This is a genomic window from Rhodococcus sp. 05-2255-3B1 (assembly GCF_002258545.1).
Lineage (GTDB): Bacteria > Actinomycetota > Actinomycetes > Mycobacteriales > Mycobacteriaceae > Rhodococcoides.
In genome coordinates this window covers 569,108-594,666 of sequence record NZ_NOZC01000007.1, presented here as the reverse complement: position 1 = coordinate 594,666, position 25,559 = coordinate 569,108, and the positions used below count along the sequence as shown (strand labels likewise).

The following is a 25,559-nucleotide window of genomic DNA, read 5'->3' as shown; positions in this document are numbered from 1 at the left end:
GGACACCGTGGTTTTTCCGTCGGTCATGCACTGCCCCCTGTTGACGACTGTGAGGTGGACCACCTACAGTTCGATCTGAATCGCACACTGCGTGCGATTATCGCACATAATCGAGGTCGGTGCAAACGGACCCGGCCGAGATCTTTTGCACGAGGAGAGCGCCATGAACAACCCCAATCCAGGACGCGTCGTCGATCGCACGATGACTGCGGTGTACCCCGAACTGGCGGGCAAGGTTGCCGTCGTCACCGGGGCCGCCCAGGGCATGGGATCGGTGTTCGCCAAGGGACTTGCGGCGCGCGGCGTACACGTCGTCGGTGCCGACATCAACGACGCCCGGATGAAAGAGACGGCCGAGCAACTGAATACGGAGCTGAGCACCGACTCACTGGTCGAGCGACCCGGGACGATCATCGGCGCTCGAGCCGACGTCACCGTCGCCGATGATCACGAGGCTCTCGCCCGGACAGCCCTGGCCGAATTCGGCCGGATCGACTTCTGGATCAACAACGCGGGAATCTTCCCGTTCGCCTACGCCGCGGACATCACCCCCGAGCAGATGGGTGCCACGCTCGGCGTGAACGTCGAAGGCGTTCTGTACGGCTCGCAAGCAGCGGGTCGTCACATGCGCGAAGGCGGCGCGATCGTCAACATGTCCTCGGTATCCGCACTTCGTGTCCGTAAGGGCCGCGGTGCCTACTGCACGTCCAAAGCAGCCGTCGCCCACCTGACGGAATCCCTTGCCGTCGAGTTCGGAGATATCGGTATTCGCGTCAATTCCATTGCACCCGGCTACATCGACACCGAAATGACGCGGTGGGTGCAGGAAGATCCCGAAGCGCTTGCCAAAGCTCTGGATTCGGTTCCTCTGCACAGACTCGGAGCACCGGAAGAAGTCTTCGGGCCTCTTCTGTTCTTGCTGTCGGACAGTGCTCGCTACGTGACCGGGCACAGTATCGCGGTGGACGGCGGGTCGCGTCATGTCTGACACCGATTACGACGTCATCGTCATCGGTGGCGGTGGAGCTGGGCTGGCGGCGGCGGTGACGGCGGCCGAGAACGGTGCGTCCGTGATTCTCTTCGAGGCGCGCAAAGAACTGGGTGGATCGACGGCCCTGTCGGCCGGATTGTTCACCGCCGCAGCGACGAGCGTTCAGCGCGACCTCGGAATCGACGACAGCGCAGAGAAGTACTTCCAGCATTACATGGATCTCAACCAGTGGATGCTCAAGCCCGGCCTGATCAGGACCTTCTGCGAGCAGGCCGGACCGACACTGGAGTGGCTTCTCGGACTCGGATTGGACGTTCCCGCAAAGATTTCCGGTAACGCGCATCAACCGGGACTGAGCCAGGCGGGCGTCGAGGACGTCTGGAGGGGTCACGTCCCGAAGGACCAGGGATACGGACTCGTCCAGGTTCTGGACGCAGCGCGCCGCAGGCACGGAATCGAGGTCGTTCTCGACACTCGCGTGCAAGCGCTCCTCACCGAGGGCGACCGGGTCGTGGGTGTCGTAGCCGACGATGTCGAACTCCGTTCTGCAGCAGTCGTCGTGGCCTCCGGTGGTTTCGCCCGAGATCCCGAGCTGGTCGATCTTCATTTTCCGGCAGCCAATCGAGCCGGCTCCGCTGCCTTCGTCGTTGCTGCCGAGGGTAGTCGCGGCGACCACCTGCGCTATGCACCGTCGGTGGACGCGTCCATAACCGGTGACGGGTGGGGACTCATGCTGCCCACCGTCTACTTTCAGCGATACCACCACTGGCAGTCCGGGTTCCCCCCGAAATCACGTATTCACGTCAACGCTGCGGGGCGTCGATTCATGGACGAGGACGCCTCGTACGCCGTCTCGACCGGAATCATCGACGGTCAGGGTGGCTCCGCCTGGATGATCTTCGACGACAACGCTCGACAGAATCTGCCTGCGGGATATGCCGATTGGGCACCCGATCGCATCGAGGACGAGGCAGACGCCGGCCGGACGCTTCGCGCATCATCCCTCGCGGAGCTGGCCGTACTCATGGCGGTGCCCGCCGCGGCCCTCGATTCCACGGTCGAGCGATGGAACGCGCATCTGCCCCACGGCGAGGACCCCGACTTCCTTCGCCACCGAACACTCGCCAACAAGGGCAGTACGTCGAATCCCGAACCTATCGACACCGCCCCCTTCTATGCCGCACGAATCTTCCCCGCCGAATTGGTCTGCACACATGCAGGTTTGGAGATCGATTCCGATTCCGCCGTGCTCTCGACACGAGGCACCCGCGTACCCGGCCTGTTCGCTGCAGGCGAGGCAGGAGCGGGAGTTCTCGGGCAGCGCTACGTCGGTGGCGGCAACGCTGTGGCCAATGCACTCACCATGGGCCGGATCGCCGGTCGAAACGCCGCCCTCCACTCCGTCGATGCACAGCCACTGACGGCCTGACCACCCTGACTTCGAGGACACCGATGACTACGAACGAACCTGCCGTGCAGCCCGACTCGGACGCACACACACCCGGGACGAACCCGAAGCAATCCCCCCTGACAGTAATCCGTGCCGCCGTCGTCGGGACCGTCGTCGAGTACTACGACTTCGGTATCTACGGCTACATGGCCACCACCATCGCCGCGTTGTTCTTCGTGTCCGACGATCCGACGGCCGCGCTTCTCGGCACGTTCGCCGCGTTCGCCGTCGCCTTCTTCCTGCGAGTTCCGGGCGGCATCTTCTTCGGACACATCGGCGACAAGTACGGCCGAAAGAACGCGCTGTCCTGGACCATCCTGCTGATGGTGATCGCCACCGCCGGAATCGGATTGCTCCCGACGTACGTCACTCTGGGAGTGTGGGCCACCTCGGTTCTCGTCCTGTGCAGATGCCTGCAGGGCTTCGCTGCAGGTGGCGAACTAGGAGGAGCCAACGCGTTCGTTTCCGAGTCCGCGCCGACGCGGTGGCGCGCGACCCAGACGTCGATGGTCAACACCGGCACCTACATCGGATCGCTGCTCGCCTCGCTGTGCGCACTGGCACTGAACTCGGTGTTCACCGACGAACAGATCCTCTCCTGGGCGTGGCGGATCCCGTTCCTGCTGAGCCTGGTGATCGGCGGTGTCGGCATCTGGATCAGGAACCGCCTGGACGACACCCCTGAATTCAAGGAACTCGAGAACAAGGGAGAGACGAAGAAGCTTCCCCTCTCGGAGCTACTGAGCACGTCCGGCGGCAGTGTCGTGAAGATCATCCTGCTCGGCGCGCTCATCACCGGTGGTTACTACATCGCATCGGTCTACGCGGCCACGTACCTCAGGACCGAGGGCGGCCAGACCTCTCAGGCAGCGTTCCTGTCGACGTCGCTTGCCTTGGTTCTCGGAGTGATCACCCTCCCCATCTCGGGCTACATGGCCGACAGGTACGGCCGAAAGCCCGTGCTGTTCGCAGGCAGCTTCGCAGCCATCGTTCTTGGTGTCCCGATGTTCATGATGATGGCCGGTGGCACTCTGTGGCAGGCCGTCGTCGGACAGTCGGTGTTGTTCATCGCGGTGTCCGTGGTGAACGGGGCCTCGTACGTGACATACGTGGAGATGCTCAAGACCTCGGTGCGGTACACCGGCCTGGCTCTGGGGAACAACACCACGAACATGTTGCTCGGTGGCACAGCGCCCTTCATCGCCACCTACCTGATCTCGCTCACCGGTAATCCGCTCGCACCGGCCGGCTACTTCGTGTTCTGCGCCGTCGTCACCTTCGCCACGGTCTTTTTCGTGACCGAGACGAAGGGGACCGAACTGAAAACAGAGTGAGAGGCCCTCGCATGAACTTCGAGAACAAGACCATCGTCGTCACCGGCGCAGGCAGCGGCATGGGCCGAGTCGAATCGGAGATGCTGGCAGGCCGGGGAGCGAAGGTCTGGGTCACCGACATCTCGACGGCCACAGGTGAAGCCGTCGTGGCCGACATCCTCGATGCGGGCGGCCGGGCAGAGTTCTTCCAGCTCGATGTCACCGCACCGCAATCGTGGACGGCGCTGGCGAAGGCAATCGAGTCAACGGACGGTGACCTCGACGGGCTGGTGAACAACGCCGGGGTCAGCCACCGAGCGGGTATCGAGGACACGACCGTCGACGACTGGCACCGCGTCATGAACATCAATCTGAGCTCGGTGTTCTACGGAATGAAATCCTGTGCGCCACTTCTGAAACAAGGTGGCGGCGGTTCGATCGTCAACGTGTCCTCCATCGCCGGGATGCTCGGCTACTTCGCGGCAGGATACGGTGCCAGCAAATGGGGAGTGCGTGGTCTGTCCAAGGTGGGCGCGCTCGAATTCGCCGAGTACGGGGTCCGAGTCAATTCGATCCACCCCGGTCTGGTCGATACTCCCCTACTGCATTCCGGCTCATCGGCTTTCGTGGAGACCAGTCTGCAATCGGTACCCGCGGGGCGCGTCGCGGACGCCGACGAAATCGCAGAATCGGTCGCGTTCCTGCTGTCGGATTCATCGCGGTACATCACCGGCACCGAAATCGTCATCGACGGTGGACTGACGTCGGGCGGCATCTATCACCGCATCACCGACGAGTTGAAGGCGACCATTTGACACCTGCCACGCCGCGGCCGCTATGCGCGCAGCATCGCCCACACTTCGGGTCCTCCGTCGGGGAGTTGCACAGACGCGGTCACCCGGAATCCCAACCCTTCGTACAAGGCGAGGTTCGCTGTCGACGACGTCTCCAGGTAGGCCGGACAACCGTGCTCGCGGGCCTGCTGAAGACCGGGTTCGAGGACGGCGCGCCCCAAGCCCTGCCCTTGCACGGATGGATCGACGCCTACCGTCGCCAACAGCCACACCGGCTCCGACGGCTTCAACGATTCGGTGGCTTCGTCTGCTCTTCGCGCGATATCGATGCGGTCACCATGCAATTGCTCGATGCGTTCGGCGACGGACTCGAATGCGTCGCCTACGCCAACCGAAGACGGGGTGAGCCATACCGCCACCGCCGCAACATCATCGGAGACCCACACTCGGCCGCATCGCAAGCCGATCGTATCGAGATAGATGCGTTGCAGCGATGTCACCCGCTCGTGGTGATCATCGGCCGCGACGGTGTGCCGAGTGAACGGATAGTCCGAGAAAGCAAGGCCCAGTGACTTGGCAGCACGGTCCACGTCTGCCGGAACTGCAGGACGAATTGTCGGTTTCGCGTTCACATGCAACAACTCTAGCTACAACCCGATGGGTTGCATCGATGCGCCGTCCCACGCGCCGTCGAAGAGCCGAAGTATGTCTCGGGTCCTGTGCTGTGTCTACACCGGTTCGCCAGGTTGCCTCCCCTTCACCTCGCATGTGGGAAAGTGTGGCGGTGGAACCCATGCGACCGGTCGACTACGTGGAGCAGTCGACTTCGGGAGCCGAAAGGCGCAAGCAGCGTTGGTGGCGAGTGCTTTTCGGATGCCTGGTGATCTATCAGTTCATTGCCTTCGTCGTGTACGACGTCGGGTCTTGGTGGGTGGCTCTGACGAGTGTTGCCCTGTGCGGATTGTACGAACTCCTGTGGGCCGTGCTCGACCGCTCCAACTCCCGCAGGAGGTAGCCGTTGAGTACGGCCGATCGAATCGCAGGAAGTCAGCGCTTGGATCGCTCGCCGATCACGGACGCGGCTGCCCCGACGACGAAGACGAGCGCCGTCAGCAGGATGTTCGACCACAAGCTGAAGCGGCTGTCGAATGTAAGCGTTTGTGGCACAAGATTCTCCACGTTGTAGAGGTTCGACACCAGACTCGCCGCGACGGCCGCGACTCCTACTGCGACCACTCCTCGCGACCGCAGGGCAACGCCCCAGACCAACACCGCTACCGACATGGTCAACAGCGGAAGAAGTCCACGAATCGTCAAGTTGCCAATGTAGAACAGCAGTCCGCCCTGCACGACAACGACCGTGGCAACACACAATCCAACACTGACCGCGAGCCAGACACGAACGCGCAGTTCGGTGCCCGATCTACGTTCACTCCATGTGCAGTAGAGAGCGACTGCCCCGATGCACACCGGCAGTGCAATCAGCCAATAGAGACCCGCTGCCGGTGATGCGAGATACGCAGATCCGCCGAACCACATCGGACTCGATACCGATTCCCCGGAACCGAACGGCTGCCGAACGTAGAACGGCAGGGCGCCGATGAACGTCACCGCGATGATCAACAGCGGGACGGACAACCGCGCGGGCACGGCATGCGGTCGAGGATCGGCCCCAACCCCGCCCAGCCGACCGCGTTCGCTCGAGATTCTGTCCGGTCGATCGCTCACGCGCCCTCCCTCGAAGGTTTCAGCAAACCCTACGCCCGGTTTGTTTCGATTGTCCAAGTATCTGCCGAGTCGGCCGCACACGCCGCGCACAACGACAGAGCCCCGAACCGCATCGCTGCAGTTCGGGGCTCGTCGTCTCTACGCCGAAGGGATTGAGATCTCGAGCGGCCCCTAAGCCACCTTGTCTTTCTTGCGGTGAGGTGGCGGGTTCAGAACCATCGGATCGTTACTGAGGTCCCGGTACAACGAGACACACAATCCGATCATGACGACCACGAAGGGTGCCGCTGCAATGATGGTCATCGTTTGGAGGCCGTTGAGCGCGTCGGAGCCTCCGGTCCACAGGATGATCGCCGCTGTTGCGCCGGTCAACGTGCCCCAGAACACCACGACCCACTTGCTCGGCTCGAGCGTTCCGCGCTGCGACAGCGATCCCATCACCATCGACGCGGCGTCGGCACCGGAGACGAAGAAGATACCGACGAGCACCATGACGAGAACGGTCGAAATGCCGAACAGGGGCAGGTTTTCGAGCATCCCGAACAGCTGCGACTCGGTGCTGTCGCGGGTCGCGAGGTCGATGCCGTCCTGCTGTTCACCGATACCGGCACCGCCGAAGATCGCGAACCACACCAGTGACACAGCACTCGGGATCAGGATGACACCGACGATGAATTCACGAATGGTGCGGCCACGGCTGATGCGCGCCAGGAACATTCCGACGAACGGGGTCCACGAGATCCACCACGCCCAGTAGAAGATGGTCCACGACGAGAGCCACGAAGCCGTCTCGGGATCCGAGTTCGCCGCCGACCGGGCGGACATGTCGAACAGTTGAGACGCGTAGTCGCCGATACTCGTCGGAATGATGTTGAGGATGAACACAGTCGGGCCGACGACGAACACGAAGATGGCAAGGACCAACGCAAGCACCATGTTGGTGTTGGAGAGCCACTGAATGCCCTTGGAGACGCCGGACACCGCCGATGCCACGAACGCCAGCGTCAACAACGCGACGATGGCGACGAGCAACAATGTGCCGCTCTCACCGATCCAGCCGACCACCTCGAATCCGGAACCGATTTGCAGCGCACCGAGTCCCAGCGATGCTGCAGTACCGAACAGCGTCGCGAAGATGGCCAGGATGTCGATGATCTTGCCGATCGGGCCTTCGGCGCGGCGACCTATCAAAGGAATGAACGCAGAGCTGATGAGTTGCTTGCGACCGCGTCGATACGTGCCGTACGCGATGGCCAGGCCCATCACCGCGTAAATGGACCACGGGTGCAAGCTCCAATGGAACATGGTGGTGGCCATGGCAGTTCCGACGCCACCACCCGTTCCCGGAGGCGGTGTGACGAAGTGAGTCAGTGGCTCGGAGACGCCGTAGAACATCAGGCCGATGCCCATGCCTGCACTGAACATCATCGCGATCCAGCTGACGGTCTTGAATTCGGGCTTCTCGCCGTCTGCCCCCAGCGGGATACGTCCGAACTTGGACACCGCCAGATAAAGCGAGAAGATCACGAACCCGGTGGCGGCGAGGATGAAGAGCCAGCCGAGGTTGGTCACGAGCCAGTTCAGTGTCGAGGACGAGACGGACTCGAGATTGTCCGGCACCACCAGGCCCCACACGATGATGGCAACCACAACGACGGCTGCGACACCGAAGACCACTCTGTCGAGTCGAGGCGGGCGGATGGCGGAGGTCGACGTCCCGTTCTGCCCGGCGTCGACCTCGTGACGGTCAGGGTCGGAAGAGCCGACCGGGATGTGAGTTCGGGAAGTCATAGATGCCCAGGTAACGCCGTATTTCGACTGTTGGCAACTCGGAACACCGAGTCGTACCTGGAATGTGCCGCGACAACACCGACGAAGAAGCCCCGAACCGCATCGCTACAGTTCGGGGCTTCTTCTTCTGTGCGCCCGAAGGGATTCGAACCCCTAACCTCTTGATCCGTAGTCAAGTGCTCTATCCGTTGAGCTACGGGCGCATGTTCAGTTATCCAACTGGTCTAGCTGAACGGTAACGATCTACCGTTCGTGGCGGAGGCGAGAGGATTTGAACCTCCGGTCCCGGTGAAAGGACAAGTCATTAGCAGTGACTCCCATTCGGCCGCTCTGGCACGCCTCCTAGGCTGCCGGCCCTCTCGGACCGCCGAGGAAAGAGATTACACACGGCAAAGGCCAGAAGGCAAAACGGCTGGTCGACGCCTCTGGTTCGCGCGGCGTTCGCGTAAAAGATGCTTGTTGCTCTTCAGCGCATGAAGCTGTCGAACCAATCGAAGATTCGGGTCTGCGCGTCGACGAGCGCCGCCGCTGCCGGGTCGCTGTGATCGGAGCTGCCGGGTTGTTCGCGGGGATGGTCGGCTCGATGCTTCAGCCCCGAATAGCTGACGACGTTCGTGGCCACTGAGGCGCGCGTGGCGGCGTCGCGAAGGGCTTCGATGTGATCGGGTGGGGTGTGCGGGTCATCCTCGCCGTAGAGACCGAGCCAGGGGGCCTGCAGCTTGGGTGCTGCCTCGACCAACGCGACTGCGTCGGAGTTGAGCGGTTCGACGATTCCGGCCGCAGCGACACTGACCGCCGCCCCGACCGGACGACTGGTGGCCACGATCAACGCTGCCGTCCCTGCGTCGTCGAACCCGATGACTCCGACACAATCGGGATAGACACCGCGTTGGACGAGCCAGTCGGAGGTGGCGTCGAAGTCCGCGAAGAGGTCGTCGCCGAATACTTCCTTGTCGTCGCCGTGGCCTCGATGGAACAGGTTCGGAGCGACGGCCAGCCAGCCTTCCAACGCGAGTGCGCGCAGCAGGTCGAGCAGAGACTCGGGCACCTCACGGGCCTCGTGCAGCACGACGATTCCGCCACGAGGCGGCCCATCAGGTTCGACGGCCGTCAACGGCACTTTCTCTCGCGGGGGTGATTCGTGCGCGGACGTGTCCACCACGTCGTCCGCGCCGACCGTGGGCGCGGAGGCGGACCGAAGAACTGCGACGTCGCTCAATATTCCCGACATACTTATCGAAGATAGGACGATCGGTCCGGTCGTGCACAGCAATATCACGGACGCGTAGAAGTCAACCCCGAATCTGGGCGCATAATGGCAGCCGTGACCGCGCGCATCCGCCCCGACCTCGACGCCATCCCCGCCTACGTTCCCGGCCGCACCTTTCCGGGTGCGATCAAACTGGCGAGCAACGAGACGACGCAGGGACCGCTGCCGAGCGTGCGCGACGCGATCGCGGAGGCCGTCGGCGGCGTCAACCGCTACCCCGACAATCGAGCGACCGCCCTCGTCGAGTCACTGGCGAAGAAACTCGGCGTTGCGACGGAGAACGTCGCTGTCGGAAGTGGTTCCGTCTCGCTGTGCCAGGAGGTCGTTCAGATCACCTGCGGCCCCGGCGACGAAGTGCTGTTCGCCTGGCGCTCGTTCGAGGCGTACCCCATCGTCACCAGCGTCGCAGGCGCGACACCCGTCTTGGTTCCGTTGACCGCCGACCATGTGCACGATCTCGACGCGATGCTCGCCGCCGTCACCGACCGCACCCGGCTGATCTTCGTCTGCAACCCGAACAACCCGACCGGAACCGTGGTCCAGCGCGAGAAGCTCGAAGCGTTTCTCGACGCGGTGCCGTCGAACATTCTCGTGGTCCTCGACGAGGCCTACTTCGAGTACACCCGACCCGACGCAGGCAATCACACCGACGGAGTGGAGTTAGCACGCGGACGACGCAACGTGATCGTGCTGCGGACGTTCTCGAAGGCCTATGGGCTCGCCGGCTTGCGAGTGGGTTATGCGGTGGCCGATCCCGAGGTGATCACGGCGTTGTCGAAGGTGCGGATCGCATTCGCCGTCAGCACCGTGGCACAGCAGGCGGCGGTGGCGTCGTTGGAGGCGTCGGCGGAGCTGCTGGCCCGGACCGATGCACTCATCGTGGAACGGGACCGGGTACGCGATGCTCTGGTTGCGGGCGGCTACGACGTCGGCGCATCACAGTCCAATTTCGTCTGGCTGCCGCTGGCCGAACGCTCGGGTGAATTCGCCGCTGCTGCTGCCGAACAGGGCGTACTGCTGCGCGCCTACGGAAACGACGGAGTGCGGGTCACCATCGGCGACCCGCACGAGAACGACGCGTTTCTGAAGTTCGCTCTACAGCCCTAGCGCGCGCTCGAGCGTCGGCCAGGATTCGCGCAGGTCGTCCTGCCAGTACGGCCACTGATGGATGCCGTAGGGGCGATAGACGACCGTCGCGGGGATGTCCAGCGACCGGAGTCGAGTATCGAACACGGTCGTGCAGTACAGCGCGGCGGCTTCGAGTGGTCCGCCCATCAGCGCACCCTCGACTCCGCTACCACCGGGGCCGAGCTCGTACGGACCGGGCAGGCCGGTGCCGACGGACAGATAGACGTCCTTGCCGCGGAGTGCTTCGGCGTTACGTGACGGATCGTGCTCGACCCACTGCGGATCGGTGTTCTCGCCCCACATGTTGGTGGCATTGCCGCCGTTGGTGGCGACGGTGGCGCGCACCGCATCCTTGAAGTTGGTCTGCGAATTGTCGTAGCAACCGCTCAGTCCGGCGACGCCGGTGTACAGGCTGGGGTGACGGGTGATCAGGTCCATCGCGGCCTGGGCACCCATCGAGACACCCGAGATCGCGTTGGTGCCGTTGCCGTTGAAGCGCGCATCGATCAGCGGCGGCAGCTCCGACGTCAGGAAAGTCTCCCACTTGTTCACACCGAGCACCGGATCCGGAACATTCCAGTCGGTGTAGTAGCTGCTCGATCCACCGACCGGGAGCACGACGTTGACCTGCTTGTCCGCGAAGAAATCGACGATGTCGGTCTTCTGTGTCCAGGTGCTTTCCTTGTAATCGGATTCCTTGCCGGCACTCACACCGTCGAGCATGTAGAGCGTCGGGCGGGACACGGCCTGCGCGGCCGGAAGAAGAACCTGAACCTGGATGGCGCGGCCCATGGCAGGCGACTCCACCCACACCGCTGCGCGGCGGTCGGTCAACATGTCCACACGATCGATCCGTGCCGATGCCAGAGGCAGGGACTGAGCTGTGATTCCGGGAGCCACACCGCCGCCATCGGAACTGCCGGTACCGGGGAGCGGCTGCGCCCCGGCGAGACCCGACCCCAGCAGCGACACTGCCAGAGCAGTGCCCGCTACTGCCAACACTCCGCGGTGCATCAGATTGCCCATCCTCCCCCGGCGCACCCTCACGGGGCGCAACACGAACAACATCCGTCACTCAACGTACCCACCGATATGCGCGCACGCTAAAGCTGTGGGTTCGCTCACAATAGCCGCGCACATGCAGGTCCAAAAGTCCGCGTGATCCTTTGTTACATGTACTCGAGACAGAACGGTCTACCTGGTCGGATGCACTCGTGGACACACTTCCCACGGGGTCACTCGATGTGACATTCGGTGGACTTTCGGGGGGTCGATGTCACATCGAGTGGACCTTTGGGGGTCGATTCAGCCGCGGCCGGTTTCGCCCTGCAACTTGTCGATCATCTCCGAAGCCTGCGCCTTGTTGAGACCCTCGGGAACTTCTTCGCCGGCTTCCTGCGCGAGGGTGCTCAGGTAGCTCTTCTGTGGGCCGGTCATCGGCTCGTCACCGGTGACCCAATCGTCGGGATCCTTCTCGGGGTTCTGGTTGACCTGCTCGTTTTCGCTCATACGTTCGTAGATACGCCGATTCCACGGGTTCCAAACACCGCCGCCCCTTCCGAGGCGCGACGTAGATCACCCGAATGACTTGATTGACAGTTCAATAAATGGTCGAGGATGCTCCAGATCACACCCCCTCGATTGGAGTTCCATGAAGACGAAGAATCTGCTGGTCAAGCTCGGTATCAGCAGCGCTATCGCTGCAGCCGCCCTGGTGACCGCACCGGCCGTCGCCTCGGCCGATCCGATCACCGATTTCCTCTGCAACAGCGGTTCGGCTCAGTTCTGCCCGGTGCTCCCACCGCCTCCGGCCCCGCTGGCGGCACCCGCTCCTGCACCACAGCCTCAAGGTGCTCCTGCCCCGGCACCCCAACAGGGCGGCGCCTTCCAGTACGAGAACTGCGATGCGGCCCGCGACGCCGGTGCCGCTCCGGTCTATCGGGACGAGTACGGCTACGGGCCTCATCTCGATCGCGACAACGACGGCATCGGCTGCGAGTAGCGAATTCGCACTTATGCGGGCAGATCATCGCGAAATGCCTGCATAAGTGCGATCTCGGCGGGCGGATACGCTCACTCGGTGAGACGACGCCAGCAACCACCCCTGGCGAAGCGGCACGGTCTCGATCCCGCCCGACTCCGGATGCCGGAGGACGGAACCTGGCGCACCGTCCGCGACTTTCTCACCGCCACCGAGTCACGGATTCCTCCACAACGGATCGACGCCATGTTCGCGGCCGGTGACATCGTCGACATGACAGGCCCCATCTCACCGGATGCACCGTACGTTCCCGGTGAGGCGGTCTGGTTCCACCGCGATCTGCCGTCGGAAACCGTTGTGCCCTTCGATATCTCGATCGTGTACCGCGACGACGCGCTGCTGGTGATCGACAAGCCACACTTTCTTCCGACCATCCCCCGCGGCGGCCACATTCTGCAGACCGCGCTCGTGCGATTGCGTCTCGAACTCGACCTGCCACAACTGGTGCCCGCTCACCGACTCGATCGCGTCACCGCGGGCCTGGTCCTGTTCGTCGTCGATCCGACCCTGCGCGGCGCATATCAAACGCTCTTCCAGGATCGAAAGGTCCACAAGGAGTACGAGGCGATCGCTTCGTACGACCCCACACTGACCCTGCCCACCGCCGTTCGCAGCCGAATCGTCTCCGAGAGAGGACAATTCACCGCCCGCGAGGTGGCCGGAGAACCCAACGCGCACACCACCGTCGAACTATTGGACCATCGGGCCGGACTCGGCCGCTATCGACTGACACCGTTGACCGGCCGCACTCATCAACTGCGACTGCACATGAATTCGCTCGGGGTGCCGATCCTCGGCGACGACCTCTACCCGACGGCCACCAACCGGGCCGTCGACGACTTCACCGATCCACTCCAATTACTCGCCGGTGCAATCGAATTCATCGATCCTATCTCCAAATCCGTGCGACGCTTCGAGACCGGATCGAGCCTGGGGCGTTGGGTGTCGGATGGCAGACCCTGACTGCCGTCGCCGCTGACTACTCGGGATTCCGGTCACGTTCGGACTTCACCAGTTCCTTCGTGCGCACCAGGCGCAGCGCGGTGACCAACACGACGCCCCCGATGATGTTGAACAGCATTGTGTATCCGAACCATTCGATCCAGGCGACGTAGCTCACGTCCGCACCCGCGTGGATGGCCCCGAAGATCAGCAGGGAATCGAGAATCGAGTGGAACAACTGCAGACCGGCCAGAAGGAAACCAGCCGCCATCGCCGCGATGATCCGTGCGACGTCGGAGGTTGTTCCCTGCTGCATGCGGGTCAGCAGGGTCATCGTGCTGCCACCGAGAACAGCCAGGCAGATCGACTGAAGATTCAGTGGCGCGTCGACGAAATGATGTGCCGACTCGGACAACACCTCGAGCCACTGCGGAAACGCGTGCGCGATCAACCACATCACGAACCAACCGCCCAACAGATTGGCCAGTAACGTCCCGACCCACAGCCTCGCCAGCTGCAACGGTGTTCCGTTGCGGGCCACCACCGCTGCGATCGGCATCAGGAAGTCCTCGGTGAACAGCTCACCATGGGCGAGATAGATAGCCACCAGGCCGATGCCGAACGCCAGGCCTGCGAGTAGATGACTGTCGGTCTCGTCCAGCACCGCGAGATACGCCATCACACCCAGAGAAACCTCGAGCCCGCCGAAGCATCCGGTGATCAGAACGGTGCGCACGGTGCGGTGCAATCGCTCGGCACCTTCGGAGACGACAGCGTCGAAACTTTCCTCGAGTTCCTCTTCCAGAGGTCCCTCGTTGTCGCCGTCGTTGCGCCGCGCTTCTTCACCCATTCGCAGGTAGTACCCACTGAGCCGGGATCGATACCAGCCCGTCGGCTGTCACTGACGATCGAGGGCTGCACCGTAAGGAGCCAGGCCACCACGTCGTCCGGTAGGCACAGGAACCGACAATCCGACGACACACGCACCGATGACACTGGCCCGGAACGCCGCGGCCAATGACGTCGCGACGCTTCTCACGAAACGAAAAGACCCGGCTCACCCTTGCGGCTGGACCGGGTTCGACAACGAACATGTGGCGGAGGTAAGTGCATGGCATTCAAACCTGTCGAAGGAGACGCATCGGATGTTAGGCAAGTGGTCTGACCTGCAGCTCTAAGCGGCTGAGCCCTGCCGGTCACTCTGCCCGATTGAGTCCAGTTCGGCCGAGACGGTCCCACGACCAGCAAGGCTGCGAGCAACGGTCTCTCCGCCCACGAGAGGGTGATGCGCCATGCAGGGATGCGCACACCCGCGCTGTCGTAGAGGTAATCAGTTTTACCTGGTGTCATTAGGATGTGGTCGTCTTCCATCGGGATGCGGTAGGCACATAGCCATGATCAGTGATCAGGGCGAACGCATAGCCGCCATCGAAGGCGTAGATCCCTGATCTGTCAGCTTGCGGGGCTTGCCGCATCGTGGAGGGTGCAGTGCGTTGGTCCTCGTGAGACGGAAGACTCGATGCTTCGACAGTCGGATCGACGGCAGGCGGGGGCACCGACGGTGACTGGCCGAGCCCACCTGATCGCTGCATGTCACGAGCGATGGCGATGTTTGCACGGGCGATGGTTCGGATGCTGCGCTTCGCCTGTGCCAGCTGGCCGTCTTCGCGGTGCTTTTCTAAGCGTTCTTCGTCGACTACTTATCTCTTAGGCTTGTTCATCGGTCACCTCCTTAAATCTAAAAATTCGTATTACCCCACCGAACACGCGGCACTCACTGCGCAGATACTAGAAAAGCTCGCACCTGAGAGTATAATTAAAGAAACAGTAATATTAGTCAATTTGGAGGGGCGAGATGAGCGACCAGAGTGGACAAACAAAATTTCCAATATATTTGGATGAGCCGGCAGAGATTGATCTCTTATCATTCGATGCCGTGGCAGGCGCGGTGGCCGACGCGCTTCTTGATGAAAGCCTTGATCCTATCGCTCTCGGACTATCGGGCACCTGGGGCAGCGGGAAGACGTCCGTTCTCCGCCTCATTGCAAACAATCTACGACCTGCGTCAGGCACGAAGACGTCAACGCTGGTAGTGCCAACCGATCCGTGGAGATACGACCCACAGATGGGGGCAAAAGAGTCACTTATTAGTGAAATTCTTACCGCACTCGGAAGCGAGATCGACGAAACGACGGACACCGAAGGGAAGGCTAAAAAGCTGCTCGGACGACTCGTAAAGAGAGTCGACTGGGGGAAAGCTATCCAGGTGGCAGCTAAATCATCTATCACGATGTCCGTACCGGACATTGATACGCTCATGGCTCTTGTGAAGCCGAAGCCAGACGATGAAGATCCTGAGCCGATCACTGATATGGTGCAGTTTCGTGCCGAGTTTGCCAAGCTACTTCAGTCCGACGGGCTGAAACACCTACAAAATGTAGTGATCCTCGTCGACGATCTTGATCGCTGCCTTCCGGAGACTGTTGTTGAGACTCTTGAGACAATTAGATTATTTCTATCCGTGCCGAAAATGTCATTCGTCATTGCCGCAGACGAGGTCCGCATAGCTGAAGCAATCGCCACAAGGTTTCCACAAAACGCAGAAACTACACCCGATGGCGAAGAAGATCCGTCGAAACTTTACCTACATAAGATTGTACAGACGTCAGTACCCGTTCCCGCGCTAAGTGATTTCGACACCGAGGCATACCTCATCATGTTGCAGGTACAAGCCCAAACCGATCCGACCGAGTTCACCTCTATCGTTCTGCAAGTATCGGAGCTTCGTAAAGTCGGCAAAACTCTCGATGACTCGCCACTCGTGAATATTGCAAAGTTTGCACCTGCGCGGATGATCGCCACCCGCCTCAAACCAATCATCCATGAGAAGACCAAAGGTAACCCTCGTCGTATTAAGAGATTTCTCAATGATCTTTCGATTCGACAGAATGTCGCAGATCGTCGTGGCATCACACTGAACACCGCCGCCATCGCAAAATTGATGGTTCTAGAGTCATACTTTCCAGAAGAATTTCGCAAGGTTATCGGCTGGCTAGCCGATAATACACTTCGCGAGAACATGACTGCTCTCGAAAAAAGCGTAGGCAGTACAGGTGCCACCCAGTCAGGTGCAGCAGCGACCGAAGCGCCGCAAGATTCAGATGCGAAGCCCAAAAGCGCGAAGAAAGGTACACAGTCTAGCCAAGCGGCCTCGCCGGAGGCCACACCTCAGCAAAAGTACGGTGGATCGCTCATTCGATGGGCACAGTTGACGCCGTCACTGAGCGGCGAGGATCTCGCGGCCTACCTTGTCTTCGCCGCGTCATTTGGTGATGATGTTTTTCTGTCCACAAAGGGTCTATCCGAACAAATTAAAGATCTTGCTACTAGATTCCTATCGAAGTCCAGCTCTGATAATCGTAGCGTAACGAACGAAGTTATATCCGCGCTTCCCATTGATGATGCCAGGTCGCTTATACAGCACATCGGCTCTGTTATTACCGATCAACCAGGCCGGCAGACGCAGGGGGTCATTGCACTTCTAAGGTTTGCAAGATTGCGGGACGACCTTGTCGATACCGTCTGCACCACTTTGCGACGTATCCCACCGAACGAACTAAAAGCCGGTGCGGTCTTGCAACTCCAAAAAACTGACCCACAGTCAATCCGAAAAGAAGTTACACAACTCGTTGAAGCCAACGGCACGGCCGAACTCACGGGATCGTTGTCAACTGCATTGGAACTGGCGTAGTTATGGGAACGAGTTCGTCATATAAGGGGTCATCCGGTAAGGCACCCAAAGCAATACGCGAAGGCCTTGAAGACTGGGCGGGAAGCCAGACTGACAAAAACCACACTGATCTCCCCAAGCAGGTTGTTGCACAGGCATTAAATATTCCTAGCTTCTCACGTTCTTCAGGCAGCGGTGGCGGATCGGGCGGTGGCGCGTCAGGCGGTGGGTCTACGAGTGGAGGAAGTCAGAGTTCACCGCAGAGGAGTATTGGCTCATACGCCAGAACAGCAGGCCGCGCCGCTTCCATAGCAGGAGCATTCCGAAGTGGAGATCGCACTGAGCTAGAGCGTGCCGGTCTTGATTTCGATACACTTGGCGCGCTCAGTAGCAATGCTGAACGAGTTCGAGCCATCGTTGACGTGATCTGTGCCGCCGACCCTAATAGTGACATTGCGAGCGAGGAACAGCGTGCAATTGCCGGTAAACTAGTCGATTGGATGTTGGATGACACCGTGAATCAGTCAATCCCCGATTCAGCTGACGCAGCCGAACATGCAATCGGTCTCATTGCTGCTGAGATATTTCTTTCGGAAGCCGGTGACAGCCTAATAGGTAGCGACGGAGTTTCTAGAGACGAGATGATCGACAGGATCAACGAAACTTCCCAGGCCATTGCAGCACAGGCAGACATCGGAAAAACTGGCACAGAAGCTAAGTCAATTGAGAAGGCTATCACTACAGGAGTCAAGAAGCTCAAAGGCATCTACTCTCGGGGGAAGAAGTGAGTAGCTCCTTCAAACTAAGTGTCGATGACGTCCCATCCGATCCAACAGGGACATCAAATACATTCTTTTGGCCAAAGCAGGGAACCTCTCCATGGTTTACCTCGAATGTAGGCCCAAATCTTGGCGAACTTGGCCGCGTTAACGATCGAAATATTGATTTCGTACGAATCGCCTCCGCGATATTGTCGGCAGACCGTTCAGTCCGTCGTTCAGGGCGGATGTCGGCCTGGAATACACGGGTAATCTCAATTGACGTCGATGTTATCGCTGTGGAACCGTGGCTGGTTGCTAAGACCGAGCTGGAGAACTTACTCGGCTTCCTGACGGGTGATACCTGGACCTTAGATTTCAGTGAGACCAAGGGCGCGTCCGAACAGATCGCAGCCCGCGCTATCGGTGCATCGCGGGTCGTCCTGTTCAGTGGTGGCGCAGATTCGGGTGCCGGAGCCATCCTGTCAGCGCATGGGCTTCACGGATCCAGCTCACACGCACTGGTGTCGCACTTTTCCGAGAAGAACCTTGCACCCCTCCAACGCAAACTCAAAGATGAGACAGTCCGGCTGTTTCCCAACAGTTTGTCAGACTTCGTTCAGGTGCATCATTCGCGTGGCCGAACAAGTCCAGAAGGAAAATCTTACAAGAAAGAACACTCTACACGTTCTAGATCCATCCTCTTTATAGCAATCGGATTAGCTGTCGCTTCAGTCAATAAGTTACCACTCTGGATACCAGAGAATGGTTACGCGTCGATCAATCCACCAATTTCTAGTAACCGACGCGGGAGTTTATCTACGAAAACAACACATCCGGCCTTTTTACAGGGTCTGGTTCAGATACTGGGTAAAGTTGGCGCACACAACGAACTCTCCAACCCTTTTGCGGACGCGACGAAGGGTGAGATGTTCACCAAAGTCAGTGAAGCCATCGGAGTCGAAGCAGCCTCCAAGTATCTCAGCGCAACCACCTCGTGCTCTCATACTGGTGCACGATCGTTTGGGTTGAAGGGGCGTATACAGTGCGGCGTCTGCTTCGGTTGCATCCTGCGCAAGGCATCTTTTGCAGCAAGCTCCATACCAGACCAAACGCAGTATCTAGTTTCTGCAGGCAATGAACGAATCGAGCGATGGCTAGAAAACAAATCAGTCGTACCTGCAATGCGCGACTTCCTGGCCCGCGATCTGTGCGATCAGGACCTTGCCACACTCCGAGTACCAAGCAACCTAGAGTTGGCGAAAACGACTGAACTATGCAACCGAGCGATGGCCGAGCTCAGGGGTTTGTCGCTGTGACAAGTCAACTGCTCCCGCTGGATACTCACGCACACATCGACACAGGAATCGCAGCACCGGATGTAGCCGAACTCTGTGCTTTTGTTTTTGCCATGACGCGATCCTTGGCTGAGTTTACATCCCTGACCAGGCATGATACGCGCGCTATATGGGGTCTGGGAGCTCATCCAGCCCTGATGCGCTCTCAGAAGTCGTTCGACAGCGTCCTGTTCCGTCAGCACCTCCCAAGTGCCGTCATAGTGGGCGAGGTAGGGCTTGACGGCAAGAGCCGAGTCCCAATGGAATTGCAGCGTCGTACATTCCGCGAGATACTTGAAGCCGTTGCAGAGATGCCACGGATAATGAGCATTCATAGCACTGGAGCGCAGGCGGCGGTGATACACGAGTTGAACCGTGTTCCAGTCGACGGCGCAGTGCTCCATTGGTGGACAGGGAGCGCAGGCCTAACCGAGGAGGCAATCCGTCTAGGATGCTATTTCTCCGTCCCTCCTGGCTCAACTGGATCGGCGCACATAAATACACTTCGCCAGATACCAAAAGAGCTCGTACTTCCCGAAACAGACCATCCAAGTGGTGACCGACGCGGTCCTCATCCACGTAGGCCAGGAAATGTTAGTGAAGTCGAGAAGAAGCTCGCGACCATCTGGTCTATGAGTGAAGCGAAGGTACGAAAGCAGCTCTGGCTCAACCTCGCTAAACTTGCGGAGGGTACAAGCACACTAGGCCTGTTCAACCGAGCTTGGCAGGACTCGATGTCAATCGCTCGAAACCCTGGCTGATCAAGCGAGATTGGAACCCTATGACCTCTGGACAGCAAAAGTGCGCCGAGTTGGACTTAAAAAGTTCAAACTCGACGCACCTCTGTTATTTCAAAATGATTTTCACTTGGCGGAGCTAAGTGCATGGCATTCAAACCTCTCGAAGGAACACGTCGGATGAGGTCGTCGTGCCGCCACACACAAACCCCGCCTACATCCCACCGCCACCTCCACCTCCGCCACCGTCAGTTGCTGCACCGGTGCCCGCACCTGCACCGACGCGCAATTCACCGTCCGTCTTCTATAAGAACTGCACCGCAGTGCGAGCCGCCAACGCGGATCCGATCTATGCCGGAGACCCCGGCTACAGCCGCGACCTCGACAAAGATGGAAACGGCGTCGCCTGCGAGTAGCAAATTGTTCACTGCACAACCAAACCAACGAACTGGAGATCATCGTGGCCGGAAAATTCGAACGACCGGATACGGTGGGTTAAAGGGTATCGACAACAACACAGCCCGGCAGGCCTTGACCATGAGCGAATCGGACGGCACATGCACGAGCAAGCCAGTGCCGCTGGTGCATGTACCCTGATGAGATGCGCGCTCTCGCCGCAGTTGGGTCGACGGCGCACAGATCGAGACCAAGGTCGACGCTTCCGCCAAGAAGTCCTGTGTTAGTTCGAGCGCACCATACTTGTGTTCTGACACGCCTCGCCTCCTACCGGCGTGAAAGCCCGAGGCTAGGTCAATGTCACGACAACTGAAGAACCGCGGCGGACCTTGGACCCGGCGACAGGTGTCTGTTTGGTGACTTTCCCAGTGTCGGCATTTGTGCTTGAGGGGTCAATCACGAGCTGGAGCGACGTCATGCCAGCCAACTGCGCAGCTTCGGTCTGCTCTTTCCCGGACAACTCCGGAACCGTATCCGTTCCAAAAGCTGCATCCAGGATGTCGCGCCGGCCCTGATCTGAGGATTGCGAAGAGAAGTAGAAGGCGACCGCGGCTCCAGCGCTCGCCGTCAATCCGCCGACCAACGTACTGCGCATACCTGCGTCATTTACGGCGAGCGAAAAAGCACAGAACATGATCAGTCCGAGCACCAACGTAATCGCAATCCAACTTCGCGCAAGGCTCGCGCCTGGTTCCTGACTGGGAAGGTTTCCCCGCGCGACCGCGACGATGACACCGACTAGGAGAACAGAGGCCGCCGCGACACCAACTGCAATGAGTGTCTGGTTCCAAGACAGAGTAGTTACAGATGTCTCCTGGGCGATCAAATCGATCATAGCGAGTCCTTTGAGGAATGAAACGCCAACGCAATGAGGGGTGTGAAGCCAACTCTGTTTGCCCGACACATGCGCTCTACTTAGAAGACGCAGATCTGTGCATCGTCGGGCGATCCCGGTCTAGCTGCTGAATGAAGACGTCGCGTTCTTTGGTAGTGCTACAACGTATCACTCATAGTTGCAGCCGTCCGGGAAATGGGTCTGCCACATAGGAATCTCATCCGAACGCAGCACCCGTCATCAGCCGACCTACGGGGTGTCACGCCGCTAGTTGTCGACGGTGAGCTGCCGCCGCTACGACCCGCCGGTCGTTGCTCGACGTGATCCTCGTGGCTTATAGCCGGAAATGCTTCGATCGCGATCCTCGATTCATCTCGTCTGCAGCACACCCGCGTGCGCGCTGCAGACGTAGAAACGCATCTGGACCTAGAACCCACGCACGGGTTTTCCAGGTCCAGATGATTTACTTGCGCAAACTAGCCCTTACACACCGGACTCGTTCTTCGATTGGTGCGCTGGCGATGGCGAAGACGTTGGCCAGAGCTGAACTAAGTAGTCCTCGACTGGTTCGCCCAACACTGGGCCATCGCATTCAAGAGCGCGCCCGCGAGCACAGATCCGTACACGGTACCGATGCGCTCCTCCAGGAGTTAGCTTCCGAGCACTATCCTGCGGGATGGCCTGATCGAGGTTCCAGTGCCATACGGCCGCGCCCTCCGGAGAGTCGTAGTGTATGTCTCCCTCGGCGACGTCTTCCCAATCCACCGCATTGTCTGGTGGTTGGGTGTCGTGCACTTCTAGCTCGACGTTGACCGGTCCAACACGGCAACCTGCATAGACGACGACCGTCTCTCCAGTGAATACACCCAGGTTAAACTCTGGGTACTCGCTGAAATTCAGCTCTCGAAGCGAGCTCGGACCAATTGTGAACTGATGATAGTCCGACTTCACGACTGCGCGGTCACGATACTCAATCATTGCCGCCCCATCTCAGTTGTTCAGCGGTTCTGGACCAGGAACAGGCGCAACTCCTTGGTAAGTCCTGACGATAAATGGCTGGTCGATGTCGATGAACGTACCGGAGAGATCAATTTCAGTGTCGCACGACGGCTGGGTATTCCCGCGTAGCGGGGTAGCGTTCGTGTGGGTCGGGAATAAAGACCCACAGTAGGCATGCTGTCCCGGAAAGACGGGGCTGGGTGTGTGAGGGCGGGCGCATCAACGGGAGGGTCTGACAATCCCGGATGCCGCAAACGTCCCCGGACTGAAAACCACAACACTTAGGCCTGGCACGCCGAACAGACTTAAATGCCGCGGGTCGAAGTTACGTGCGTGTAATTTCAGCCTCAGTATCCTGGCTATCGAGTGGGGGTGATTAAGACATCTCTGTGAGATTGCGCTTGATGCTCCGTAACGGTTGCGCCGGGTTGACGGGGCATAGATGATGGTGTAGCCCGAACCGAGGAGAGCCACAGGGGTCGCGCAGGCGACCGCCAAAATGGCCTTGACCTGGAGGAATAAGTGAGTATAACTAAGATGTATGGAACAACTGAATACGAACACCCCCCAAGATCATCATCCAGTGCCGTCGCTGGACACCCGCCAGCAGATGCCTCAGCGCGCAATACAAGCCGTAACAATCGCGGAAGCGGCTACTGAGGTGGCAGGGTCAGGTACTGCGGCGGCCAACACTGCCGACTCGTCTGATGAAGATTTGGTGCTGTCCGACTTTTACAAACGAGCAAACGTTCATGGCGAAGACGTACTCGTTGGCGCATCTCCGCGCATAGGCGACCAGAGTTCAATTGGCACCTTGATCCGCGAATTTCGCAAGTCGAAGCACAGCGCTGACTGACTAATACCATTACAAATAATACCCGGACCGTCAATAGGCAGTCCGGGTATTATATTGTCTTAAGTTAACGGACTATCCACCACCTCCTGCGCGATAGCAATCAATTCTCTTTCAATTTGACTAGTTTCATCTTTCGTCAAAGCAGACAGAATTGATCGTTTTGTTCCAGGCTCCCAGTTCCCGTCTTTGGGAGGCACTGCCCGACAAGTTGAATTTAGAGTAATCACTCCTATATCGATAGCGTCAAGAAACGTATTACCGAAGTCGAGGTTATCATTTTCCGCATGCCTGCTAAACGGCACCGCCCAAATCGATCGCCAAAGTTGCCATTGGTCCACTTCCTTAACGTCAGCTAGAGTGAACCGACCGGAATAGGCGGCTCGCGCGCAAATGAACTCCGAATTTGCACCAACTTCCGCTTCGCGATTTAATGACCAACCTTCACGATGAGTGTAGACCGACGTGCCCAGCAATTTTAGCTTGTACGACTCGGCTTCTGCCGAGGCCGACCGCGACCTGAGCCAGAGAAAGATACCGAATCGCTCAGAAGTTAGCGAATCTTTAAACTGTCTATATATTTCAGCCCGACTTTCGTTTTTCGTACGCGAGAGATTATCAACGGCTTGCGTAAGCAAACTTTGGACACCTCCATCTCTATTAAGTAGCTCATGGAGTCGGTCGGACAGGAGCACCGTAGCATCTTTTCCCGGAAACTCCAGATCGTCACCACATCCTAAATTCCTATAACAAAGATCCAACGTTCTACTCAACCTATAGCCATATCGCCTGGACTCGGTCGGATCATCGTTCCCGATATAATCCTCGGGCGCGAAACACGCAAGTGATGCGTCTGCAATGGCCTGAGCTTGCTGGCCGTATGACTTAAAAAATACTGTCTTTACATTCAACAGGCGCGATAGGTACTCTGCCTTTTTAATTTCATACGCTCGCGCCGAATTTGAGTTGATAGCAACGCGTGGAGACGCAACGGTCAGAAGAAAAGGCATCATGTATTCTTCGCGCGATTTATGCAAAGACCATAACGGCGACACCAGGTTTGGGTCAGTCATGCTCACCCCGATGAAAACTACATGCGAGACAATGAGTCTTTCGCGGACGAAGTCACGAATGCGCGGTCCAAACTCCAGAAAATCCGATTCTGTGAGAACAAGATTTCCTGCGGGGTCGCGGTTGGGCTTGAGCACACCATGTAGATGAAGCACCGAATTGCCCGCAGTCCATCCCGGATGTTCTCCTATTGTTCGGTCTTCATCCTCAAACACTAGCGGGTCGAAAGCCACCGGATTTATTTCCGACTTAGAGTCTCCACTAACTTCAAGATCTTCAATCGCAGTCTCAAGTAGCACGTCAAAATTGGTAGTTGCGATATATGCGCGATCTCCCAGAAACGAGCACAACTTTGCCACTTCGCCGGCCAGTCTTCCCGGAACGGGCTCTCTGATAACCTTGCCGTGCGGTGTCTTGTAGAGCGCTTGTTGCACGATTCGCTCGGGTGTAGCGGTAGTGCCCTCGTTCACAAACTGCAACACAGACTCAGCTTTTCGTAGAAGATCTTCCGAGTCAAGCGTGGCCGCTTCGCGCCAAGTCGGGTCCTCGATCTCGCGTGTCATGTTAGCGATCAACTGATTCCAACTCGGAAGTTCTGAGTCCAGGGATACACCAGCACCTAGGACAAAGGTAAAATTCTTGGTGGGATCGACCAGGTCGACCAGCAAATCCCTAAAATTTGGTTGATTCGAGAAAGATAACGCTGGTCTCTCAAAAAACTGATGACAGAAATCTGTATCTTTCTCATTCTCGTACATTCCGTTCACTTCTGAACCTCCAGACTATTCCGCACCGCCAACGTGTCGCCGTCGCGCGTCGCACCCACTGAAGGCACATGAGCACTACACAGCTTCGCCAGAATACTACGACTGGTTTGTTTTTTCGCGGAAAACGAGCGTACTGACGGCTATGCGCAGTAAGACGAGACGTCGTCCGAATTCTTCGGACTAATCTGACTGCTACGCCGAAGGATCACCACAGCTTCGGCGGGATTAGACGACACGAGATCTTGGTGTACGAGCAGGTTTCCCAGATCCGCCCAGTACTGCACTTCCAGGAGTAGCCGCATGAGCCGCCGCAGCACACCCAACTCACCATTCGGATCTGCCGACGACGCCGACGCGGCACCACCAGAAACTCTCCGGCGTAATCGCAGCGCCAGTCGGTACGCCGGTGCTCGGAAGTCGATCCTCGAAGAATTCCGCGCCGGGAACGCCCCGACCCAGGAAGCGCAGATCGTCGCGCCTGCAGTCCGCACCGAGCGTCAAGCACGTGGCCGAGCCGTCATCTACGTCCGCGTCAGTACCGAGGAGCAGGCATGAGTCGGTGGCGGCG

At 59.1% G+C, this 25,559-nt stretch carries 23 protein-coding genes and 2 tRNA genes; 14 read left to right on the top strand and 11 right to left on the bottom strand.

From position 1 onward, the window contains the following. Positions 1 to 163 precede the first annotated feature (163 nt). From CH249_RS07095 to CH249_RS07080, 4 genes are read left to right on the top strand one after another with little or no spacing between them, the layout of a single operon-like run. The gene (locus CH249_RS07095) at positions 164 to 988 is read left to right on the top strand and encodes an SDR family NAD(P)-dependent oxidoreductase (RefSeq protein ID WP_254924417.1); all 825 of its coding nucleotides are present in this window, start codon (positions 164 to 166) and stop codon (positions 986 to 988) included. After that, positions 981 to 2,420, top strand: coding sequence for an FAD-dependent oxidoreductase (locus CH249_RS07090; protein WP_094681631.1), 1,440 nt, complete (start codon positions 981 to 983; stop codon positions 2,418 to 2,420). The genes CH249_RS07095 and CH249_RS07090 overlap by 8 nt, the downstream gene beginning before the upstream one ends. 23 nt (positions 2,421 to 2,443) lie before the next feature. Continuing rightward, entirely contained in the window at positions 2,444 to 3,775 is a 1,332-nt protein-coding gene (locus tag CH249_RS07085; protein WP_094659076.1) for an MFS transporter, read from the top strand. 11 nt (positions 3,776 to 3,786) lie between these two features. Continuing rightward, entirely contained in the window at positions 3,787 to 4,569 is a 783-nt protein-coding gene (locus tag CH249_RS07080) for an SDR family NAD(P)-dependent oxidoreductase (RefSeq protein WP_094646487.1), read from the top strand. Positions 4,570 to 4,589: 20 nt separating this feature from the next. Here the strand turns inward: CH249_RS07080 and CH249_RS07075 are convergent, their stop codons facing one another. The 6 genes from CH249_RS07075 to CH249_RS07045 form a co-directional block, all read right to left on the bottom strand. Next, complete coding sequence (locus tag CH249_RS07075) at positions 4,590 to 5,180, bottom strand: GNAT family N-acetyltransferase (protein WP_094681630.1); 591 nt, start codon at positions 5,178 to 5,180, stop codon at positions 4,590 to 4,592. Positions 5,181 to 5,595: 415 nt separating this feature from the next. After that, complete coding sequence (locus tag CH249_RS07065) at positions 5,596 to 6,276, bottom strand: hypothetical protein (protein WP_094681628.1); 681 nt, start codon at positions 6,274 to 6,276, stop codon at positions 5,596 to 5,598. Between the two features lie 171 nt (positions 6,277 to 6,447). Beyond that, entirely contained in the window at positions 6,448 to 8,067 is a 1,620-nt protein-coding gene (locus CH249_RS07060; RefSeq protein ID WP_094681627.1) for a BCCT family transporter, read from the bottom strand. Positions 8,068 to 8,197: 130 nt separating this feature from the next. Then, positions 8,198 to 8,270 (bottom strand) — tRNA-Arg (locus CH249_RS07055). Positions 8,271 to 8,320: 50 nt separating this feature from the next. Next, positions 8,321 to 8,410: transfer RNA gene (locus CH249_RS07050), tRNA-Ser, on the bottom strand. Between the two features lie 123 nt (positions 8,411 to 8,533). Further along, complete coding sequence (locus tag CH249_RS07045; RefSeq protein ID WP_037187291.1) at positions 8,534 to 9,298, bottom strand: dienelactone hydrolase family protein; 765 nt, start codon at positions 9,296 to 9,298, stop codon at positions 8,534 to 8,536. A gap of 93 nt (positions 9,299 to 9,391) precedes the next feature. Between CH249_RS07045 and hisC the strand changes: the two genes are divergently transcribed. After that, positions 9,392 to 10,444: a histidinol-phosphate transaminase gene (hisC, locus tag CH249_RS07040; protein WP_094659172.1), complete on the top strand. Its 1,053-nt coding sequence runs from the start codon at positions 9,392 to 9,394 to the stop codon at positions 10,442 to 10,444. Here hisC and CH249_RS07035 read toward each other — a convergent pair. Both CH249_RS07035 and CH249_RS07030 read right to left on the bottom strand, forming a co-directional pair. Continuing rightward, positions 10,433 to 11,479 carry an alpha/beta hydrolase family protein gene (locus CH249_RS07035; protein WP_094681706.1) on the bottom strand — a complete coding sequence of 349 codons (1,047 nt, stop codon included), beginning with the start codon at positions 11,477 to 11,479 and terminating at the stop codon, positions 10,433 to 10,435. The two genes, hisC and CH249_RS07035, sit on opposite strands and share 12 nt — an antisense overlap. Positions 11,480 to 11,770: 291 nt before the next feature. Next, positions 11,771 to 11,974 (bottom strand): DUF3072 domain-containing protein, encoded by a 204-nt coding sequence (locus tag CH249_RS07030; RefSeq protein WP_032395510.1) that lies wholly within the window; start codon positions 11,972 to 11,974, stop codon positions 11,771 to 11,773. A 142-nt stretch (positions 11,975 to 12,116) separates the two neighbouring features. On the opposite strand from CH249_RS07030, the gene CH249_RS07025 reads away from it, so the two are divergent. Both CH249_RS07025 and CH249_RS07020 read left to right on the top strand, forming a co-directional pair. Further along, complete coding sequence (locus CH249_RS07025) at positions 12,117 to 12,467, top strand: excalibur calcium-binding domain-containing protein (protein ID WP_094681626.1); 351 nt, start codon at positions 12,117 to 12,119, stop codon at positions 12,465 to 12,467. A gap of 78 nt (positions 12,468 to 12,545) precedes the next feature. Further along, positions 12,546 to 13,469: a pseudouridine synthase gene (locus tag CH249_RS07020; protein WP_179273161.1), complete on the top strand. Its 924-nt coding sequence runs from the start codon at positions 12,546 to 12,548 to the stop codon at positions 13,467 to 13,469. A gap of 16 nt (positions 13,470 to 13,485) precedes the next feature. On the opposite strand, the gene CH249_RS07015 is transcribed toward CH249_RS07020, so the two are convergent. Beyond that, complete coding sequence (locus CH249_RS07015; protein WP_094681624.1) at positions 13,486 to 14,298, bottom strand: formate/nitrite transporter family protein; 813 nt, start codon at positions 14,296 to 14,298, stop codon at positions 13,486 to 13,488. 1,005 nt (positions 14,299 to 15,303) lie between these two features. Here CH249_RS07015 and CH249_RS07005 point away from each other — a divergent pair. The 5 genes from CH249_RS07005 to CH249_RS28620 all read left to right on the top strand — a co-directional run bounded on the left by CH249_RS07005 (position 15,304) and on the right by CH249_RS28620 (position 20,426). Continuing rightward, a complete protein-coding gene (locus CH249_RS07005; protein ID WP_094681622.1) occupies positions 15,304 to 17,199 on the top strand; it encodes a P-loop NTPase fold protein in 1,896 nt (631 codons plus the stop codon). 494 nt (positions 17,200 to 17,693) lie between these two features. Then, entirely contained in the window at positions 17,694 to 17,966 is a 273-nt protein-coding gene (locus CH249_RS07000; RefSeq protein WP_143544371.1) for a hypothetical protein, read from the top strand. Next, entirely contained in the window at positions 17,963 to 19,255 is a 1,293-nt protein-coding gene (locus CH249_RS27515; protein ID WP_143544370.1) for a hypothetical protein, read from the top strand. Before CH249_RS07000 ends, CH249_RS27515 begins: the two co-directional genes overlap by 4 nt. Then, entirely contained in the window at positions 19,213 to 20,034 is an 822-nt protein-coding gene (locus CH249_RS28705; RefSeq protein ID WP_094681620.1) for a TatD family hydrolase, read from the top strand. Before CH249_RS27515 ends, CH249_RS28705 begins: the two co-directional genes overlap by 43 nt. Before the next feature lie 119 nt (positions 20,035 to 20,153). Next, positions 20,154 to 20,426 (top strand): excalibur calcium-binding domain-containing protein, encoded by a 273-nt coding sequence (locus tag CH249_RS28620; RefSeq protein WP_094681619.1) that lies wholly within the window; start codon positions 20,154 to 20,156, stop codon positions 20,424 to 20,426. A 329-nt stretch (positions 20,427 to 20,755) separates the two neighbouring features. Here the strand turns inward: CH249_RS28620 and CH249_RS06985 are convergent, their stop codons facing one another. Next, positions 20,756 to 21,301 (bottom strand): PASTA domain-containing protein, encoded by a 546-nt coding sequence (locus CH249_RS06985; protein ID WP_094681618.1) that lies wholly within the window; start codon positions 21,299 to 21,301, stop codon positions 20,756 to 20,758. A 1,540-nt stretch (positions 21,302 to 22,841) separates the two neighbouring features. Here CH249_RS06985 and CH249_RS27510 point away from each other — a divergent pair. Then, a complete protein-coding gene (locus CH249_RS27510) occupies positions 22,842 to 23,156 on the top strand; it encodes a hypothetical protein (RefSeq protein WP_143544369.1) in 315 nt (104 codons plus the stop codon). A 59-nt stretch (positions 23,157 to 23,215) separates the two neighbouring features. Here the strand turns inward: CH249_RS27510 and CH249_RS06980 are convergent, their stop codons facing one another. Next, positions 23,216 to 24,982, bottom strand: a complete 1,767-nt coding sequence (locus CH249_RS06980; RefSeq protein WP_094681617.1) for an SIR2 family protein — start codon at positions 24,980 to 24,982, stop codon at positions 23,216 to 23,218. A 309-nt stretch (positions 24,983 to 25,291) separates the two neighbouring features. On the opposite strand from CH249_RS06980, the gene CH249_RS27505 reads away from it, so the two are divergent. Beyond that, positions 25,292 to 25,546: a hypothetical protein gene (locus CH249_RS27505; RefSeq protein ID WP_143544367.1), complete on the top strand. Its 255-nt coding sequence runs from the start codon at positions 25,292 to 25,294 to the stop codon at positions 25,544 to 25,546. The last annotated feature ends 13 nt before the right edge of the window (positions 25,547 to 25,559 follow it).